Source organism: Ketobacter alkanivorans (assembly GCF_002863865.1).
Lineage (GTDB): Bacteria > Pseudomonadota > Gammaproteobacteria > Pseudomonadales > Ketobacteraceae > Ketobacter > Ketobacter alkanivorans.
The window spans coordinates 1,691,568-1,709,635 of record NZ_CP022684.1 but is presented as its reverse complement, the minus strand read 5'-3'; the positions used below and the strand labels follow the sequence as shown (position 1 = coordinate 1,709,635).

Genomic DNA, 18,068 nt, shown 5'->3' with positions numbered 1-18,068 from the left:
TTTAGGCAGGCTTCGAGGAAGCAAGATTGGAACTGATTCTGCCGCAAAAAAACCTAGATGGGGGCAACCGCTATTTTTTCAAGCGCAACACAATGTGCTCGATTTTATTTTCTGCCAAGGTGGTTTTGGCTTGTTCCAGGGAGCTTGAGGAGTCAAATGGGCCGATTTGCACTCGGTGCCAGGCCTCCCCGGGGTTCAGTTCCACTTTCTGGATCTTGACGTCAAGGCCCATCAGGATCAGTTCGGCGCGACGGTGGTCGGCCTCTTGGGCGGAGCGAAATGACCCGGTCTGGATGATGTATTTTTCTTGAGCGCTAGGGGTGGGGCTTTGACCGGTGCTTGGGGGCTCGTCACCTGCTGGTGCCACTACTTCGCGGTCGGGTAGCAGGGTGTAGAAGTCGAATTTCGGGCTGCTTTTGCCATTGCCGGGCAGGGCTGGGGCGGTGAATTCGATCTCCTGCATCTGTTTGTCTGTGGGTTTGATACCGGCCAGATAGTACAGAAAAGCCAGAAACAGGCCTGTCACCACACCGGTAAAGAGCCAGACCCAGGCGGGCATAGTGGAGTCGGATTTAGCCACGGCAGTTCCCCTTTAGCACCATGATGAGCATTATGATTTACATCTTCTCCGGTGCGCTTACACCCAGCAGTTCAAGGCCGTTGGCAATGACGTTTTTTACGGCGATGGCCATAGCCATGCGGCCGTTGCGTAAGTTGTCATCTTCCACCAGCACTTTGTTGCTGTTGTACCAGGTGTGGAAATCCTGAGCCAGATCCCGCAGTGAGTAGGTAAGTTGGTGCGGGGCCTTGTTGCGGGCTGCGTTAGCCAGCGCTTCCGGCCAGGCTGCTAGGCGTTTGGCCAGGTCTTCAATATTGGGCTCGGGCAGTTGCGGCAGTGCGGCCAGGCCAGCGCTTTCATCGTAGCTCAGCTTACGCTCTTGCAGCTCACGCATCATGCTGCAGACTCGGGCGTGAGCGTATTGCAGATAGAACACGGGGTTGTCTGAGGTCTGGGAGCGGGCCAGGTCGATGTCGAATTCGAGATGTTGTTCCGGTGAGCGTGTCAGGTAGAAGAAACGGGTGGCGTCGTTACCGGCCTCTTCGATCAGTTGTGACAGGGTCACAAAGTTACCGGAGCGTTTGCCCATGCGGCCGGAAGAGAGGGTGACGAATTGGATCAGGGCGACGTGGAACAGGTCACCCTTGCCGGTGAGGGCTTCGATGGCGGCCCGTACCCTGGCGATGTAGCCATGGTGGTCTGCGCCCCACACGTCGATCAGGTTTTCAAAGCCACGGTCCAGCTTGTCCAGGTGGTAGGCCACATCGGCCGCAAAGTAGGTATGCAGGCCGTTGTCACGGATTAATACGCGATCCTTTTCATCCCCCAGCTCTGAGGTGCGTAGCCAGATGGCTCCGCCTTGTTCGTAGACATGGCCCCGCTCCCGCAGGCGATCTATGGCTTTTTCGATGGCTCCGCTTTGCTCCAGGGAGCGTTCGGAGAACCATTGGTCGAATTCGACATTGAAGGACTTGAGGGTGGCGCGAATTGAGTCCAACTGAGTGTTCAGGCCGAAGTCTTGCACCGAGCGATAACCCTCCCCCAGCAGGTTGCGTACCTTTTCAATCAGGGCATCCAGATGTTTTTCTTTCGCGGTTTTGATCTCGTCCCCTTCGCCTTCGGGATCTTGCGGCAGGCCTGCAATCACTGTGGCATAGGGGTGGAAGTATTGTTTACCGACGGCGTTGAAGAGGGCGGTACCGCATTCCTGCACGTAGGCGCCGGGGTAGGCGCGTGAGGGGATGGCGACGGTTTCGCCGCAGGCTTCCAGATAACGCAGGTAAACAGACACGGCCAGCACGTCGGCCTGACGGCCAGCGTCGTTAATGTAGTATTCGCGATGCACGGCGTAGCCGGTGGCTTTCAGCAGGTTGCCCAGCGCGGAGCCATAGGCAGCGCCACGGCCATGTCCAACGTGCATGGGGCCGGTGGGGTTGGCGGATACGTATTCCAGTAGGACCTTTTCACCTTTGCCCACATCGGGGCTGCAGAAGGCTTGGGTGTTGGTAAGCGCTTGCTCAACCACAGCAAAACGGGCGCTGTCGTTCATGAAGAAGTTAATGAAGCCAGGCCCGGCGATGTCCACTTGAGTAATGGCATCGTTTTCGGGCAGGTGGTCGACGATCAGCTGTGCCAGTTCGCGGGGTTTTTTACCCGCGGCTTTGGCCAGGGTCATGGCTAAGTTGGTGGCGAAGTCGCCATGGCTCTTGTCCTTGGTGCGGTCCACCTGAATCCGGCGTGGCGCATCAGCCGGGATCACGCCTTGGGCGATCAGGGTGTCAAAGGTGGTTTCCAACAGGGCTTGTAGAGCTTCTTTCATGGGGGATGTGTTTCGCTTCTGTGATCGAGTCGGGTGTACAGGAAAATAGCCGCGTATTATGGCGCTTTGCGGCGGTTAAAGCCAGACGAAGGCGGTCTGGATGGCAGGTTGATTTATATTCTAACTCATTAAGTTAATTACAGTATGTAGTCAAAAGTAGCGCAGCGTAACGATTCGTTTTATGAGGTTGCCAACTATGGCTAGTGACTGAACAGTATGCAAAATGAGACTTAGTCCACAATAAATATAACTAGCGGGCACCTCATGCTGCAGACCATTCGCCATTTTTTGATTCACGCTACGCCAGCCCAGCGCTGTATTCTGGTGGTATGCCTGGACACGCCGTTTCTGATTGCGTTTATGGTGTCTCAGAGTGCGGGCCTGTTCGTGCCCGAGTGGCGCGCAATGATGGTGCCTAAATATGTGATCCTGGGAAATGTGGTTCTGGGCTCCATTCTGTTGATGCAATGGGCCATGGTTGCCTTGTTATGGCGGCAGCGTCTTAGTCCGCAGGCTCGGCCCAGAACGTATACGTTCCTGGTTACCATTATTGGGATTGCATTCGCCTATGAGGCGTTTATCTGGGGCAACCTCACTTACCCGACCAGCATGGTGATAGTCGGCATTGTGCCCATCGGTATTCTGATTTTTGATTTGCGCTCGGTCGGCATCGCTATGATTGTGGGGCTCACCTTCTATTGGGCGAATGATCTGGCCATTTATGCTGGCTTGCTGGATTATGCACCGGCCTACAGACCCTCCGCATTCGCCGGTGGTGAACATCATTTTATGGCAGAGATGCTGCGTACTGGTGTGCTGTATACCAGTGTGGTGGCCTATGGCTTGATCGCCTGGGTTCTGTTTGACCAGTACGACTATCATCGCTCGAATCTTTCTACGTTGTCTCGTCTGGACACCCTGACAGGTCTCTCTAATCGTCGCTACTTTATGCAGCGTTTGGAGGAGGAGTGCGAGCGGCAGAGACGCACCCACCAGCCTCTGTGTCTGGTGATGATTGATGCGGATCATTTCAAGCGTATTAATGACACCTACGGTCACCTGATGGGGGATGCTGTGTTGCGGGGGCTTGCGGATGTGCTGTCCCGTCATATGCGTGTACCGGCTGATTTACCCGCGCGGGTTGGTGGGGAGGAATTTGCCATTCTGATGCCGGAAACGGATCTGGATGGTGCTTTGAAAGTCTGTCGTCGAGTCGAGAAGAGTTTGCAGACGCTGCCCTTTTTCTGTTCTGGCAAGAGCTTCACGGTAACCCTCAGTATGGGGGTGGTGGAGAGCCACGATCTGTTGCCGGAAAACCTGTTGCACTATGCTGATGCCAATCTCTATAAGGCCAAGGCGCAGGGGCGGGATATGACCATTGCCACTGTTGAAGAGGAGGTGCTGTTCCGTGAACGCTTGGCTTCTACGGCTTGAATCCTGGTTCCGTCAACAACGGGACATTACCGCCTGCCTGATTGCGTCGGCGCTGCCTTTGCCTTTGTACTTCATATTTTTGTTGATGCCTTTTTTGGCCATGGCCGATGATGAGTATAAGGGCATCTACAACTGGGAAGTGGTGCCGTTTACTCAAACCATCGTGCTGTTGAGCTCTTTTGTGCTCAGCGGGGTGGCTGTGTTCAGCTGGTCGCGGCGCACATCCAATGAAGATTACCCCTGGCTTTGTTTGGTTACCGTGACGGTGATGTTCTTTGCGGTCACGGCACTGGGGTTGGGGTATGGTTATAAAGATTCGCCATTGATGCTGCTGTCTTTAGGGATGGTGCTGTTGGTGCGCGCGCTGTTTAAACCGGATGTGTACAAGCCCATATCGGTGGTGATGGGGTTGCTGTTTGTGTGCAGTGAAATTGGTTTTTGGACCAATACCGTGCCTTATGCCCCGATGCTGCAATCACCGATTTTTGTCGGCGAGGCACTGGACGCCTGGTGGGCGTTCTGGTTGCGGATGATTTATTCAATGATTGCCTTCCCCATGCTGGTGATTTTCTTTGTGCTTGGGTATTTCATGCAGCGGGAGAAGAAAGAGCTGGAGCAGATGGTGGTGACGGATTCCCTTACTGGTATCTCCAATCGCAGCCATTTTATGGCCATGCTGGATATGGAAAGCAGCCGTCACGAGCGCAAGCAGCAACCCCTTTGTGTGCTGATGTGCGACGTGGATAATTTCAAGCGGGTAAACGACACCTGGGGCCATCCAGCGGGGGATGAAGTGCTGCGGGCTGTAGGGCGTATACTCAAGCAAAGCACCCGTTCGGCGGGGGATGTGGTGGCCCGGTTTGGTGGTGAAGAGTTTGTGGTGTTGTTACCCAATACTCGCCTGGCGCAAGCGGAAGCCATTGCCGAGAAGATAAGACGGTATATGAGCCATCATATATTCGGCGAGGGCGAGAACAGCTTTCAGGTGACCATCAGCATCGGCGCTGTGCAGGTGAACGATGGTGATGGCGAAAGCGCCGTAAAAGCAGCGGATGACAACCTGTATCGCGCCAAGAAGGCGGGACGTGATCGGGTGGTTGCGTCTCTTGTGCACCGTCACGGCAGTCTGGAATGCGTGTAGGCAGGATTCTGTCGAACTAATTTACAGTTAAGCGTTAGCCGTTGGGGTATACATTCGCTAAGGCCTTGTTTTACGCCTCAAAAGAGCCTTTGGCCCCGTTCATGCATATTTGCAATAGTGTGAACTGGGTCACGTTTTGTGCTCCGCATTTTTGAGGCTACTGTTATGTCTTCTCTTCGATCAGTTATTGGTTTTGCCTTTTTGGTTGTATCTTTTTCTGCTTCTTCCGCCATTGATTATTCGGTATCCGGCGCTGGTGTATACACCTCGGCGGTGGCGGGTGCTACTACTATGGATTTCAACTCTGGCGCGTGTAACGCAGGTGTCAGCTGTTCCGGTGCAGGCCAGATAGTGATTGGCAGTGCGTCTGGTCTTTACGCGCAGCCTTTTGGCACATCCAGTGCGTACCTGAGTGTGCCTAATCCTACCAGCAGCGGCACGTACACCATTGGTTTAAATGGTGATTATAATTATTACGGACTCTATTGGGGGTCTATTGATAGTTATAACAGCATTGCATTTTATCTTGGCGGCAGCCTGGTGGGTGGTTTCTCCGGTTCGGATCTGGGCCCGCTGTTGGCGGATGGCAACCAGGGTTCGTGGTCTTCCAATCGGTACATTAATTTTATGTTCACCGGTGGTGATCTGTTCGATACGGTAGCGCTCACCAGCACTAACTTTGCCTTTGAATCCGACAACCATGCCTACGCCCGTGTTCCTGAGCCGCCGGTCTTTGTGCTGTTGGCCGTTGGGCTGGTGGGGTTGGTGTTCACCCGTCGTCATCTGATGCACGGTTAACCGATTTAGCTTTACCTTCAAGCGTTAAGCCGCCCGCTGAGCTTCTGGCCAGCGGGCTTTTTTTTGCCAAAAATTGCAGTGGGCAAGCTGACATAAGTGGGTTAGGGTTTAATAAGACGTGCTGTCTAAGCGTCAGGTTTCACCACACAGGACACAGAATGTGAGTAGCAAGCCGGAAGATCCCCGTGAATTCAAGACTGCCTCCCAGCGGGAACCAGAACGCAAGTCTGGCAGTCAGCCACCCCCGTTTGAGGGTTCAGCGCCCCTTGAGTCGGAAACTTTTACAAAGTCATCAAGGACGAATTCTGATCCGCGTTTCATGCCTTCCCGGCGACAAAGTGCCGAACAGGTCAGCGATCAGGATCGTTTGAACCGTACCCGGCTGGTTGAGGCGTTGGCTACAGTGCTGGCGGGGGAGAATGATCATCATCAAACCATCGGCCTGCTTGGCGATTGGGGGGTGGGCAAATCCACCACCGTGCATTTGTTAAAAAAGGCGCTGCAGTCCCGCGCGAAGCAGCAACCGTTTCTGTTCGGAACCTTTAATGCCTGGGAGTATGAGCACACCAACAACTTGCAGGCCGGTATCGCCCAGGAGATGCTGAAGGCGTTGTCCAGCTATCAGGCTCCGCCGACACAGCTGGAGGCTGGCCGGTGGGGGCGTGTGTTGGGGCGGGTCAAAGCGTGGTTGGCACCACCGCTGTGGGGTTTGGGCGTGCGCTTACCCACGCTGTTTCGTTTTGCGTTTGCGTTACATGGCACCAAGCTGGTGGGGCTCATCGGCCTGTTGCTTGTGGCTTATTTGAATCTTACCTGGGCCGACATGGAAAGCATGACTCGGCGGGCCCTTGAGGCTGGTGTGGGGGCGCAGATGTTTATGGGCGGTGGCGCGGCGGTGGTTTTGGTCATGTTATTCCGACAGGTCAAATCCCTGCTGGCCATGCCCTTGGCGAAGGAGTGGATGACGTATATGAAGTTGCCCGACTATGGCGAGCACCTGGGCTCCATTCCTGTTATGCGTAAGCAGATTAGAGCGCTGTGCAAGGTGCGATTGAACCCGCCATTTGGCCTTGGTGTGTTCGGTCGTAAGCAGCGTTTGCTGTTTCTGGTGGATGATCTGGATCGTTGCGGTCAGGAAGGCATTGTTAAAGTGTTTGAGGCAGTGCGGCTGGTATTGGATATTCCCCAGGTTACCGTGATTATTGCGGTGGATCAGCGTATCGCGTTGGCGGCATTGGCGCTGCATTATCAGGATCTGGCGCAACACCATCAGCTCAGTAACCCTCAGGCCATCGCCAGGGATTATCTGGCCAAGGTGATTCATACGCCGATCACCCTGACCCCGGCTGACCCGCAATCCATCAGCGGCTATCTGGATGCGATCTGGCAGGAAACATCCGGTGACAAAAGTGTGATCGAGTCTGCCGGTTCCGGGCTGGATAAGCGAAGTAGTGACATCAGTAGCGGCGCGGATGACCTAACCAAACCCGGGCTCAGTGATCACCAGAAGCGTATCTTTAAAAAGTGGGTGGGGCACTTTGGGTTCACTAATCCCCGCCAGTTGAAACGTCTGCATAACAGTTACAACCTGTTGCGGCATTATTACGGTGAGGATGGGCAGTTCAGTGGTGGTAAGTCGTCGATGCTGGATGCTTTTACGTCGGATTTGGCCTCGCCCATGCTGATTACGTTGTTTGCTCTGGAGTACATCAACAGCCTTGAAGATTCAGGTTTGCGCGGGCGTTTGTTGCAGCTGTTGCAGCGGCCCAGTGAGCTGGCTTTCTCCGAGGAAGGCGATGCGGCGCTGGCGTTTGTGGATCCAACCGGCAAGATCAATGACGATGTGTTGCAGGTGGTGAAAGGCAAGCTGGATGGCGGAGAGACTTCGTTTGTGCAGGCGGTCGAGCCCTTTGTTCTGCCTGCCATTGTGCAGGAGGACGTTAGCGCTTAGATGGGTTCAAGCCCGACCGCTTTCTGTCAGTGCAGTTGCTGAATCAATCCAGCGTTACCGGGTCTACGTCCACGCTCCATTTCAGGCGGTGCCCTGCCTCTTGTTCGATTTTTTTTACAGTTTGTTTTAACAGCTGCTGCAGCGCTGGGCGCTGTTCACTGCGCAGCATTAACTGAAAGCGAAACCGGCGTGCTTTTTTCGGCATCAGCGCCGGGGCAGGGCCCCACACCTCGGCATTCAATGACTGCGCTGCCGGTTGCATCCAGCGTTCGATCTGGTTTAGAAACTGAGAGGCTTGTCGGGGGTCTGCGCTCTCTGCCCGCAGTAATGCCAGATAACCAAACGGAGGCATGCCCATCAGGCGGCGCTCGTTGGTGAGTTCGGTGGCGAATTCACCGTAACCATCGCTGAGCAATGTCTGCAACAAAGGGTGCCCCGGTTGATGGGTTTGCAGAAACACCAGGCCGCGATCGTCACCGCGCCCGGCCCGGCCGGATACCTGCATCAGCAACTGCGCCGTGTGCTCTGTGGCACGAAAATCCGCCGCGAACAAACCGGCGTCAATGTCGCACACGGCCACCAGGGTTACTTTGGGAAAATGATGCCCTTTGGCCAGCATCTGAGTGCCCACCAAAATACAGGGCTCCCCGGTGTTGATGCGCTCCAGGTGTTTGCTCATGGCTTGCTTGCGTTGAGTGGTGTCGCGATCGATGCGTATCACCGGAAATTTAGGAAACAGGGCGCTGAGATTGTCTTCCAGCCGTTCGGTTCCCATGCCAATGGGGCGCAGATCCGTACTTTTACAGTTCCCGCAAAAGCGTGGTATGGCCAACTGATGATTGCAGTGATGGCAATGGAGATGGGCCGGGTTGGCGTGGCAGGTCATGCGATGATCGCAATGGGGGCACTCTTTGAACCAGCCACAATCATGGCACATCAAAACCGGTGCATAACCCCTGCGATTGATGAATACCAGCACTTGCTGGCGCGCCTTTAAGCGTTCTTCCATTTCCTTCAGCAGCTCGGGCGCCATGCCGTGGGTAAGCGCTTTCTGTCGGATATCCAGCACCCGAAACTGCGGTGGTCGTGCGTTGCCCGCGCGCTGGCTTAGCACCAGGTGCTCGTAGCGACCGCTGCGTGCATTCTGCAGGCTCTCCAGCGTGGGGGTGGCACTGCCCAGCACCACAGGAATGTTCTGTTGGTTGGCGCGAATAATGGCCAGGTCGCGGGCGTTGTAGCGGAAACCTTCCTGCTGTTTGTACGAAAGATCGTGTTCCTCATCCACCACAATGATGCCCAGGTTTTCCATCGGGCTGAACAGGGCTGAGCGGGTGCCCAGCACAATGGCGGCTTCACCATTGCGGGCCTTGCGCCAACTGATCATGCGCTCCCGATCGGTGAGATTGGAATGGAAGCTCACCACCGGTACCCCGAAACGGGCTTCAAACCGATGCAGGGTCTGAGGGGTGAGGCCGATTTCAGGCACCAGTACCAGAGCCTGCTTGCCTTGCTTCAGATAATGGGTGATGGCCTGCAGATAGACCTCGGTTTTGCCGCTGCCGGTAACACCCTCCAGCAGAAATGGACGAAACCCGGTGCTATCAATGATGGGTTGCAGGGCATGCTTTTGCTCTTCATTCAGCGTGAGCGGGCTTTCCGCCAGTATCCTGTCCTGGCGCCAGTGTTGTCGTGGCGGGCGATCCTGATGCTGATCCACTAGCCCTTTGTCCAGCAGGGTGCGCAGAATGGGCGCTTCCACTTCAAAGCCCTTCAGCATGGGCTGATGCAGGCCTTCCGGGTGTTCCCTCAATATCTTCAATGCGTGGATCTGGCGCTTGGCCCGGCCCAGCTGGTCCAGCCCGATCAGACGCCCTTTCTGCGTCAACTGCCAGCGTACGGACACTTCTTCCCAGGAATCATCCTTGCTGCGCAGCAGGGTGGGCAGCGCATGAGCATAAACATCACCCAGTGGATGGTGGTAATACTGGGCAGCCCACTGGCACAGCTTCACCAGCTCTGGCCCGATGGCCGCCTCCTCATCCAGCAGGCCTGTGATGGTTTTGAGGTTATCGTCACCAAAGTTGGAGTGCGGGATAATGCCGTGAATGATGCCGATTATCTGGCGCTTGCCGAAGGGTACTTTTACCCGCGTACCCGGCTGCAGCAGGTTGACCGGGGTGTCTGCTTTGGGCAAGTAATCAAAAGTGCGCCGCAAAGGCACAGGCAAAGCCACTTGAATGATGGTATGAGATCCGGGCTTGGCCATAAAAATGCTAATGATTCCAAGTGGTTATTGGTGGGCGTCGGCGCTTGGGCAGTAAAGATTAATGCTTTGCTTGCCAATTTGCCATACTTTGGTATGATTCGCGCCCTTGTATACGATACTCGTATTGCGAATTTCCTAAAAAATCCCATGCGGTGCCCGGCAATTGATCGGGTGGCGGCATGCACTGAGAGAGATCAGGTGACACCATGAAAGAAGGCATCCATCCAGAATACAACGACATCAAAGCCACTTGCACTTGCGGCAATGTGATGGAGACTCGATCCACGTTGAAAGAAGAAATCCACCTGGACGTGTGCTCTGCCTGTCACCCGTTCTACACTGGTCAGCAGAAAGTTGTGGATACCGGTGGCCGTATCGACAAATTCAAGAAGCGTTTCGGCGCGGTACGTCGCACCAAGTAATGCGTGTACAACGGATGAACATCCTGAAAAAGGCTCCCGTGGGAGCCTTTTTTATTGCCAGCCTGTTTCTGCTGCAGTGGTCTTTCCCGGCGTACGCCCTGTGCCCGCTGGATCCGGCAGAAAAAGCGGTGGAGGCGGTTCAGATCGAGGCGGTATTCGATGGTGATACGGTGCGCCTTACGGACGGTCGTAAAGTGCGGCTGGTGGGTATTAATACACCAGAAGTGGCCCACCGTGGTAAGCCAGAGGAGCCATTGGCGCTAGAGGCCCGGCAGCAGCTGGAGGCTTTGCTCAAACAAAAGCCGATTTACCTGTTAGTCGGCCAGGATACACATGATCATTATGGTCGGGTGCTGGGGCATCTCTTCACCGGGCAGGGCGAAAGTATCATTGCCGCCCTGTTGCAGCAGGGGGCCGGGTTTCAGGTGGCGATTCTGCCTAATCTGCGGTACGTGGATTGTTACAGTCAGGCCCAGGCTCAGGCGCGATCCAAGCGCTTGGGGGTGTGGGGGCACGACTATTATGACGCCATACCGGCAACCTCTGCTGAGCTGAAAGGTGGCTATGCCAGGATTCAGGGCCAGGTTGAGTCGGTCACCATGAGTAAAAAAGCCATGTTTGTGGAGCTGACTGGCCAGGTTAGCCTCAAGATTGAAAAGAAAGTGGCGCTAACTATAGATGATGCCTTGATGGATCAGCTGGTGGCGCTATCCCGCGCGCCCAAAGGCAGCGCCGAGTTGCGACTGGAGGCCAGAGGTTGGCTTTCCGATCGTCTGACCTGGAATGGAAGCACGCCTGAGTTGGTGCGAAAAGGCCAGCAGAAGCGCTACCAGATGAAAATTACCCATCAGTCATCCTGGGAAACCCTGAGCCAGGACTCGACCGTGGCCCAGGTTAAACCATTTCTGGACAGCCCAATCTTTTATTGAGCGGCAGGGGTGATTTCGCTATGCTACACCACCCTCGCCAAGGCCGGTTTTGGCAGGGGCTGCAGTCGGTGTGATCCCGGCCGCATATCAAGGGGAGTAAGCAGGTTCGGGGTACAGATTCCGCCCTGCAGTAAGGTCCGCAAACCCATCAATGGGAAGCAAAATTTTATGTCAGATTTAAAGCAAGCCGCACTCGATTATCACTCCAAGCCTCGTCCTGGCAAGGTGAGTGTAGAGCTAACCAAGCCAACCGAAACCGCCCGTGATCTGTCTCTGGCCTACAGCCCTGGTGTGGCTGAGCCCGTGCGTGAGATCGCCCGTGATCCTGAAACCGCTTACCAGTACACCAATAAAGGAAACCTGGTCGCCGTAATCAGTGACGGCACCGCGATTCTGGGCTTGGGTAACCTGGGCAGCCTGGCCAGCAAGCCGGTTATGGAAGGCAAAGGTGTGCTGTTCAAGCGCTTCGCTGGAATCGACGTATTCGACATCGAAGTGGATTCAGAAAGCCCGCAGGCTTTCATTGATACAGTGAAACGTATATCCCCAACGTTTGGTGGCATCAACCTGGAAGACATCAAAGCCCCTGAGTGCTTTGAGATTGAGCGTGTTCTGATAGAACAATGTGACATTCCTATCTTCCACGATGACCAGCACGGTACGGCGATTATTGCCGCCGCTGGCCTGGTGAATGCTCTGGAACTACAGAACAAAAAAATGGAAGACATCTCCATCGTCTGTATTGGTGCCGGTGCCGCTGGTGTGGCCACCCTCAAACTGATTATGGAAATGGGTGCCAAGAAAGAAAACATTTATGTACTGGATCGCAACGGCGTGATTCATTCCGGCCGTACCGACCTGAACCAGTATAAGGCTGCGTTTGCACACGACACCGACAAGCGCACCTTGGCGGATGCGTTGGCGGGCGCTGATGTGTTTATTGGTGTGTCCAGCGCTAATTTGCTGACGGCCGAGATGTTGAATCTGATGGCACCGAACCCGGTGGTGTTTGCTCTGGCCAACCCAGACCCGGAGATTCTCCCAGAAGTGGCCTATGGAATTCGTGATGATGTGATCGTGGCGACCGGCCGCAGTGATTACCCTAATCAGGTGAACAACGTACTTGGTTTCCCATACATCTTCCGCGGCGCGCTGGATGTACGTGCCACCCGCATTAACGAAGCCATGAAAATAGCCGCCGTTCATGCTATCAGTGCGCTGGCAAAAGAGCCGGTTCCGCAAGTGGTACGGGATGGTTATGAAGGCGTGGAAATGACCTTTGGGCGTGATTACATCATTCCCAAGCCGACCGACCCCCGTCTGCTGGGTGTGGTGACCGCTGCCGTAGCGAAAGCTGCAGTGGATTCCGGAGTGGCCACGCGCCCATATCCGGCGCATTACCCCCTCAACACACTGGATGACATTCGTTACAGCTAACCTGTCGTTTGGATGTGAAGATGTGAAAAAGCCGCGACTTTGGTTCGCGGCTTTTTTTATGGTCGCTTAGTGCAGTCCCTGCGCCTGTAAATAAAGCTGAATGCAGGTAGCCAGCTCCTTGCCTTCTGCCTGTAATGTGTCGGTTTCTTTGTCTGCCAGTACCGAAAACAGCAGATAGCCACAGATCATACGAATCAGCATTCGGAGCTTCAGCGAGTCTTGTTCTGTGCCTAGAATCGATGCCTCCTGAGGGAGCAGCTGTAACAGCATGGCCAGGGTTTTTTCCTCCAGTGATCGCAGCACCTGCGCCGACAGTGCATGGGGCAACCCCTGCAACAAATTGGCGATACCTGGCTGAAACGTGCCAAACGCGGCCAAAGCCCCGCTCAGCAATGTGTCGATCAGCGGCTTGATTGAAGTGCCCCCTTCGGGCCTGCGCTCCAATCCAGTATTAATATGCCGAACCGTTTGCAGCATCTGTTCGATAGTGCGATCCATCCATGCCAGCAGAATCGCCTCTTTATTATCAAAGTACTGATATATCGTCGGTACCGCCACGCCGCTCTCCAGCGACAGCTCCAGCATGGTGGTTTTCTTGTAGCCTTGCTGACCCAAAACCTGAGTACAGGCATCCAGCACGGCATTGTATTTTTGCAGAGCTCGTGACTGCTTTGGGATACGTCGCTGATTTTTATAGCGTTTCTGCGTTTCGCCGGGGTGCTGCTGTGCCATCTAAAACCTGATCGATTTGCTTGATTCCTCAGATTATTCTGTAGCTACAATAAGAATGCAATCAGAGAGCACCAAACAATGAACACATCAGCGTCCGCTCAATCTTCGACTTCTGCTCAATGTGCCTCCACGGCAGCAGAGCAAGCCACCCCCAAATGGCCTTATTTCAAACGTCCACCCTTGGTAAGCGGTGATCCCTTGCTGGGCAGTGTGCGCCCGATGCTGTCTAATCCGCTGGTGTTTCTGCAACAGGCTTATCAGCACCATGGTGATGTGTTTCGGTTTAAGGTGCCGGGAAAGGAGTTCACTGTTTTGGGGGGCATCAACGCCAATCGCTTTGTGGCAGGGGAAGGGCGGCATTGCTTTTCTGTCGACGGCTTTTGGGGAGAGGCCGGTCGCCATATGGAGTGTCCGCATATGGTTACCATGGTGGATGGCGATATGCATCGTTATCAACGCGCACTGATGGGCCCCGCGCTGGCGCAACAGGCCTTTAAACACAGTATTGTGCATATGGCTGACAACGTGGAAAGCTTGCTGCGCAAGCGGGCGCAAGGCACCCCATTGGCGGTGGGCGGATTGATGCGACAGTTATTGTCCAACCAGCTCAGTGATTTGTTGTTGGGGCGCAAAGCCTCCTATCGCAATGTTGAGGCGATGATCTATTACTTCAGTGCGGTGACCAAAGTCTTCGCTCTGGGCAGTTGGCCGCGCTTTATGTTAAGTACGCCGAAAGTGAAGTGGGCGCGGTGGGTGACCAATCGTGAATTGCAGGACACGTTGCAGCAGGCCCGGGTCAGGATGGCGGCTGCGCCGGATCAAAGGTTGTATCTGGATAAAGTGTTGCCCGCGCTGGATGCCAGGCCGGACTGGTTCGCAGACGGCGACAAGCTTGCCCATGTACTGCTGCCTTATGTGGCTGCGTTGGATACAGTGGCCGCCACCAAGGGCTTTATGCTCTATCAGTTATTGCGAGATCCTGCCCTCTACAATCGGGTGCGCCAGGAGGTGGATGCCTGTTTCGCCAAGGGCGTGCCGGATCTGCAGGGGCTACGAGAGTTGAGCAATTTAAATGGTTTTTATCGGGAAACCATGCGCCTGTACCCGGCCGCCTTTGGCATTCCCAGAACCGCAGCCCAGGACTTTGAATATCAAGGATACAGCATCAAGCAGGGTGAAAAGGTGCTGGTGTTTACCACCGCAGACCACCTCAACCCCAAATACTTCCCCAATCCAACGGTGTTCGATATTGAACGCTATCAATCACCCCGCGATGAGCACAGGCAGGCGGCCTATGCACCATTTGGCAAGGGGCCACACAATTGTCTGGGTGCCAGTCTCAGTGAGTTGATCCTGCCGTTGCACATGGGGTTGTTGTTGTATCTGACGGAAGTGGAACCGGCCTGTGACCTGGATAAGGTCCGTATGACCTTTAATCCAGCACCGGTTTTATCGAAGAACTTCAAGGTGCGGTTGCGCTGGCGCAGGTCCTAGCGCGTACCGTATACCACCATGGTTTTGCCTTTCACTTGAATCAGCCCCTGCTCTTCGAGGCTTTTCAGAACCCGCCCCACCATCTCGCGGGAACAGCCCACAATGCGGCCGATTTCCTGGCGGGTGATTTTGATCTGCATACCGTCAGGATGGGTCATGGCCTCTGGTTGCTTACAAAGGTCGATCAGTGTGCGAGCCACGCGGCCAGTCACATCCAGAAACGCCAGGTCACCAACCTTGCGGGTGGTTGCTCTTAAGCGGCCTGCAATCTGGGCGCTCACAGCAAACAGGATGTCCGCGTCTTCCTTGGCCAACTGTTTGAATTTGGTATAACTGATTTCGGCTACTTCGCATTCGGTCTTAGCGCGAATCCAGGCACTGCGTCCGGCGGCTTCATCGAACAACCCCATCTCCCCGAAGAAGTCACCCTCATTCAGGTAGGCCATGATCATTTCCCGCCCGTCATCATCCTCGATGACCACCATCACGGTGCCTTTAAGAATGTAGTACAGTGCGTCAGAGTCATCCCCTGCGTAGATCAGTGTACTTTTCGCTGGATATTTGCGCCGATGACAATTTGCCAGAAAGCTTTCCGTGTCTGGAATTAATCGGTTTGGTTTTAACGTCATTGCATGACCCGGTATTGTTGTGATCGTTTCGAGCGCGCTCGGCAGAGGGCCCGATGGAGACTATTGATCTTCCTAACTTATTCATTATGGCCCTAAAAGCCATGGCTCGCTACCTTGCGCGGCGGTTTTAGCCTCGCTGAAGCCTGGAGAGAAGATTGAAAGTCAAATTATATCAAATGATTATAACGCACATTTCAAGGGGCATATGTGAACCGATGCGCCGTTTTTCTGCGTACAAAGACAGATTTTTCCGCAGCGGGCTCGATTGATCAAAAGTTGACCTAAAGAGGGCAAAATTCTTGCGCATAGAGGGGGGCTTTATGTTATCTTGCGCGCCTTATGGGCCTTGGCAGCCCCTTTGATAATCGCCTTGTGGGGTAATTGATGAAAGCAACCATACGCTGGGCTGGTGAAGTCAAATTTGAAGCGGAGTCCGACTCCGGTCATACCGTTGTAATCGATGGTCCCCCAGAATACGGTGGCCAGAATCAGGGTGTGCGCCCCATGGAGCTGATGCTGCTGGGCGTGGGAGGCTGCTCCTCTTTCGATGTGCTGCATATCCTCAAGAAATCCCGTCAGGACGTTACAGACTGTGTTGCTCAGGTTGAAGCTGAGCGAGTGGATGCGGTGCCAGCGGTATTCAAATCCATTCACCTGCATTTTGTGGTGACTGGCCGCAAACTGAAAGAGTCCCAGGTGAAGCGCGCGGTGGAGCTGTCTGCTGAAAAATATTGCTCTGCTTCTATCATGCTGACCAACGCCGGGGTTGATGTAACCCACAGTTACGAAATCCATGAGGCAGAGGCTTGAGGAGGGTAATAAATGCCCCTTCCGAGCAGTATGGCTACACCTCTTTCGGTATTACATTTAGCGGCCCTAGCCCTCAGTGCTGTGGCCATTCAATTGGGCCTCTATCCTTTGAGATCTGAGTAGATGAACGACAACGAAATTCCACACAAGCTGAAATTGCACGGGTTTAATAACCTGACCAAGTCCTTGAGCTTCAATATCTATGATATTTGTTATGCCAAGACTCCGGACCACCGCCGTGAGTATCGCGAGTACGTTGACGAGCTTTACAATGCAGAGCGCTTGACTCAGATCCTGACCACCGTAACCGAAATCATCGGCGCTACCGTATTGAATGTGGCCCGCCAGGATTACGATCCAGAAGGTGCCAGTGTCACCATGTTGATTGCCGAGCACCCGGTGGCACCCGATGAAGACCCTTCCAAGGAAGAGCCCGGCCCCTTGAAGGAATCCGTTGTGGCCCATCTGGATAAGAGTCACGTAACTGTACACACCTATCCGGAAACCCACCCGGATAACGAAAACGGTATCAGCACCTTCCGTGTGGACATCGATGTTTCCACCTGTGGCGTTATTTCACCCCTGAAGGTGCTGAACTACCTGATTCACCAGTTTGATTCCGATATTGTCACGGTCGATTATCGGGTACGTGGTTTTACCCGTGATGTGGACGGTGTGAAGCATTACATCGATCATGAGATCAACTCCATTCAGAACTATTTCCTGGATGAGACGCTGGATCTGTATGAAATGATCGATGTGAACGTGTATCAGGAAAATATATTTCACACCAAGATGCTGCTGAAAGACTTCGAGCTGGATAACTACCTGTTTGGTACCGGTGTTGATGAGCTGAGCACGGATGAGCAGGATCAAATCAGCCGTAAGCTGCGCCGTGAGATGTTGGAAATCTTTTACGGACGCAACATGTCCAGTTAAGATGTTTCAGATTATAAAAAAGGGCTTCGATCGAAGCCCTTTTTTATTGCCTAATGTTTACCGGCAATAAGCCGTTTCAGAGGCCTTCCAGATGGGCGACACAATTCAGTGTCAACAACTCAGGCTCTGCCCCCAGTTTCAGCTCGGTCACTGAAGTGTTCAAAAACTGGTATTTGCCCCAGGCATACCAATCCTTGTCGAACAGGCCGGCCATGCCCAGCGCCATGGCGGCACCGTGGCTTACCGCCAGCACTTTCTGGCCGGGGTGGCTACTGACAAAACCCTGCCATGCGGTGCTGACTCGATCACCCACTTGAGCGATGGATTCCCCTTGCTCCGGGGCGAAGTGCGGATCAGCATCCACCTGTTTAAAAAAACCGTGTTTGCTGTGCAGGTCGCTGAAGGTTTCGCCTTCCCATACACCGATGCCGTATTCCTTGATGCCGGGTTCTTCAATGATATCCAGTTGCAGAATCTCTGCAATTCTCAGGGCGGTGTTGAAGGTGCGTTGCAAGGGGCTGGCGTAGATGGCGCTGACATCAGGGTGATGCTGATGGATGCGGGCAGCAACCCGTTCTGCCTGGGCAATGCCCATCTCGGTGAGCGCGCTGTCGGTCCAGCCGTGCCAGCGTTTGTCGATGTTGGCCTGAATCTGTCCATGACGGATCAGAATTAAATGGGTACTGCTCATAACGGCTCCAGAATCGG

16 protein-coding genes are annotated in these 18,068 nt (G+C 54.3%); 10 read left to right on the top strand and 6 right to left on the bottom strand.

The window, feature by feature from the left end; translation table 11 throughout:
- Positions 1-70 precede the first annotated feature (70 nt).
- Positions 71-580, bottom strand: a complete 510-nt coding sequence (locus Kalk_RS07315) for an SPOR domain-containing protein (protein WP_158643361.1) — start codon at positions 578-580, stop codon at positions 71-73.
- Between the two features lie 37 nt (positions 581-617).
- A complete protein-coding gene (gene argS, locus Kalk_RS07310; RefSeq protein ID WP_101893566.1) occupies positions 618-2,378 on the bottom strand; it encodes an arginine--tRNA ligase in 1,761 nt (586 codons plus the stop codon).
- A gap of 264 nt (positions 2,379-2,642) precedes the next feature.
- Between argS and Kalk_RS07305 the strand changes: the two genes are divergently transcribed.
- The 4 genes from Kalk_RS07305 to Kalk_RS07290 all read left to right on the top strand — a co-directional run bounded on the left by Kalk_RS07305 (position 2,643) and on the right by Kalk_RS07290 (position 7,702).
- Positions 2,643-3,812, top strand: a complete 1,170-nt coding sequence (locus Kalk_RS07305) for a GGDEF domain-containing protein (RefSeq protein ID WP_101893565.1) — start codon at positions 2,643-2,645, stop codon at positions 3,810-3,812.
- Positions 3,787-4,953: a GGDEF domain-containing protein gene (locus Kalk_RS07300; RefSeq protein WP_101893564.1), complete on the top strand. Its 1,167-nt coding sequence runs from the start codon at positions 3,787-3,789 to the stop codon at positions 4,951-4,953. The genes Kalk_RS07305 and Kalk_RS07300 overlap by 26 nt, the downstream gene beginning before the upstream one ends.
- A 165-nt stretch (positions 4,954-5,118) precedes the next feature.
- The gene (locus tag Kalk_RS07295) at positions 5,119-5,751 is read left to right on the top strand and encodes an Npun_F0296 family exosortase-dependent surface protein (protein ID WP_101893563.1); all 633 of its coding nucleotides are present in this window, start codon (positions 5,119-5,121) and stop codon (positions 5,749-5,751) included.
- Positions 5,752-5,911: 160 nt separating this feature from the next.
- Entirely contained in the window at positions 5,912-7,702 is a 1,791-nt protein-coding gene (locus Kalk_RS07290; RefSeq protein ID WP_101893562.1) for a KAP family P-loop NTPase fold protein, read from the top strand.
- Between the two features lie 43 nt (positions 7,703-7,745).
- Here Kalk_RS07290 and Kalk_RS07285 read toward each other — a convergent pair whose 3' ends face one another.
- Positions 7,746-9,968, bottom strand: a complete 2,223-nt coding sequence (locus Kalk_RS07285; protein ID WP_101893561.1) for a primosomal protein N' — start codon at positions 9,966-9,968, stop codon at positions 7,746-7,748.
- Between the two features lie 206 nt (positions 9,969-10,174).
- Here Kalk_RS07285 and rpmE point away from each other — a divergent pair, with 206 nt between their 5' ends.
- The 3 genes from rpmE to Kalk_RS07270 all read left to right on the top strand — a co-directional run bounded on the left by rpmE (position 10,175) and on the right by Kalk_RS07270 (position 12,756).
- Complete coding sequence (gene rpmE, locus Kalk_RS07280; protein ID WP_101893560.1) at positions 10,175-10,390, top strand: 50S ribosomal protein L31; 216 nt, start codon at positions 10,175-10,177, stop codon at positions 10,388-10,390.
- 14 nt (positions 10,391-10,404) lie between these two features.
- On the top strand, positions 10,405-11,319 hold the full coding sequence (locus Kalk_RS07275) for a thermonuclease family protein (RefSeq protein ID WP_158643360.1): 915 nt from the start codon (positions 10,405-10,407) through the stop codon (positions 11,317-11,319).
- 168 nt (positions 11,320-11,487) lie between these two features.
- Positions 11,488-12,756, top strand: coding sequence for a malic enzyme-like NAD(P)-binding protein (locus Kalk_RS07270; RefSeq protein ID WP_101893558.1), 1,269 nt, complete (start codon positions 11,488-11,490; stop codon positions 12,754-12,756).
- Positions 12,757-12,822: 66 nt separating this feature from the next.
- On the opposite strand, the gene Kalk_RS07265 is transcribed toward Kalk_RS07270, so the two are convergent.
- Entirely contained in the window at positions 12,823-13,488 is a 666-nt protein-coding gene (locus Kalk_RS07265; protein WP_101893557.1) for a TetR/AcrR family transcriptional regulator, read from the bottom strand.
- 78 nt (positions 13,489-13,566) lie between these two features.
- Between Kalk_RS07265 and Kalk_RS07260 the strand changes: the two genes are divergently transcribed.
- Positions 13,567-14,982, top strand: coding sequence for a cytochrome P450 (locus Kalk_RS07260; protein WP_101893556.1), 1,416 nt, complete (start codon positions 13,567-13,569; stop codon positions 14,980-14,982).
- On the opposite strand, the gene crp is transcribed toward Kalk_RS07260, so the two are convergent.
- A complete protein-coding gene (crp, locus tag Kalk_RS07255; RefSeq protein WP_101893555.1) occupies positions 14,979-15,611 on the bottom strand; it encodes a cAMP-activated global transcriptional regulator CRP in 633 nt (210 codons plus the stop codon). The genes Kalk_RS07260 and crp overlap by 4 nt on opposite strands.
- A gap of 384 nt (positions 15,612-15,995) precedes the next feature.
- Here crp and Kalk_RS07250 point away from each other — a divergent pair, with 384 nt between their 5' ends.
- Positions 15,996-16,421 (top strand): OsmC family protein, encoded by a 426-nt coding sequence (locus Kalk_RS07250; protein WP_101893554.1) that lies wholly within the window; start codon positions 15,996-15,998, stop codon positions 16,419-16,421.
- Between the two features lie 138 nt (positions 16,422-16,559).
- Positions 16,560-17,360, top strand: coding sequence for an adenosylmethionine decarboxylase (gene speD, locus Kalk_RS07245; protein WP_324774906.1), 801 nt, complete (start codon positions 16,560-16,562; stop codon positions 17,358-17,360).
- Positions 17,361-17,436: 76 nt separating this feature from the next.
- Here speD and Kalk_RS07240 read toward each other — a convergent pair whose 3' ends face one another.
- Positions 17,437-18,051, bottom strand: a complete 615-nt coding sequence (locus Kalk_RS07240) for a histidine phosphatase family protein (RefSeq protein WP_101893552.1) — start codon at positions 18,049-18,051, stop codon at positions 17,437-17,439.
- Positions 18,052-18,068: the final 17 nt, after the last annotated feature.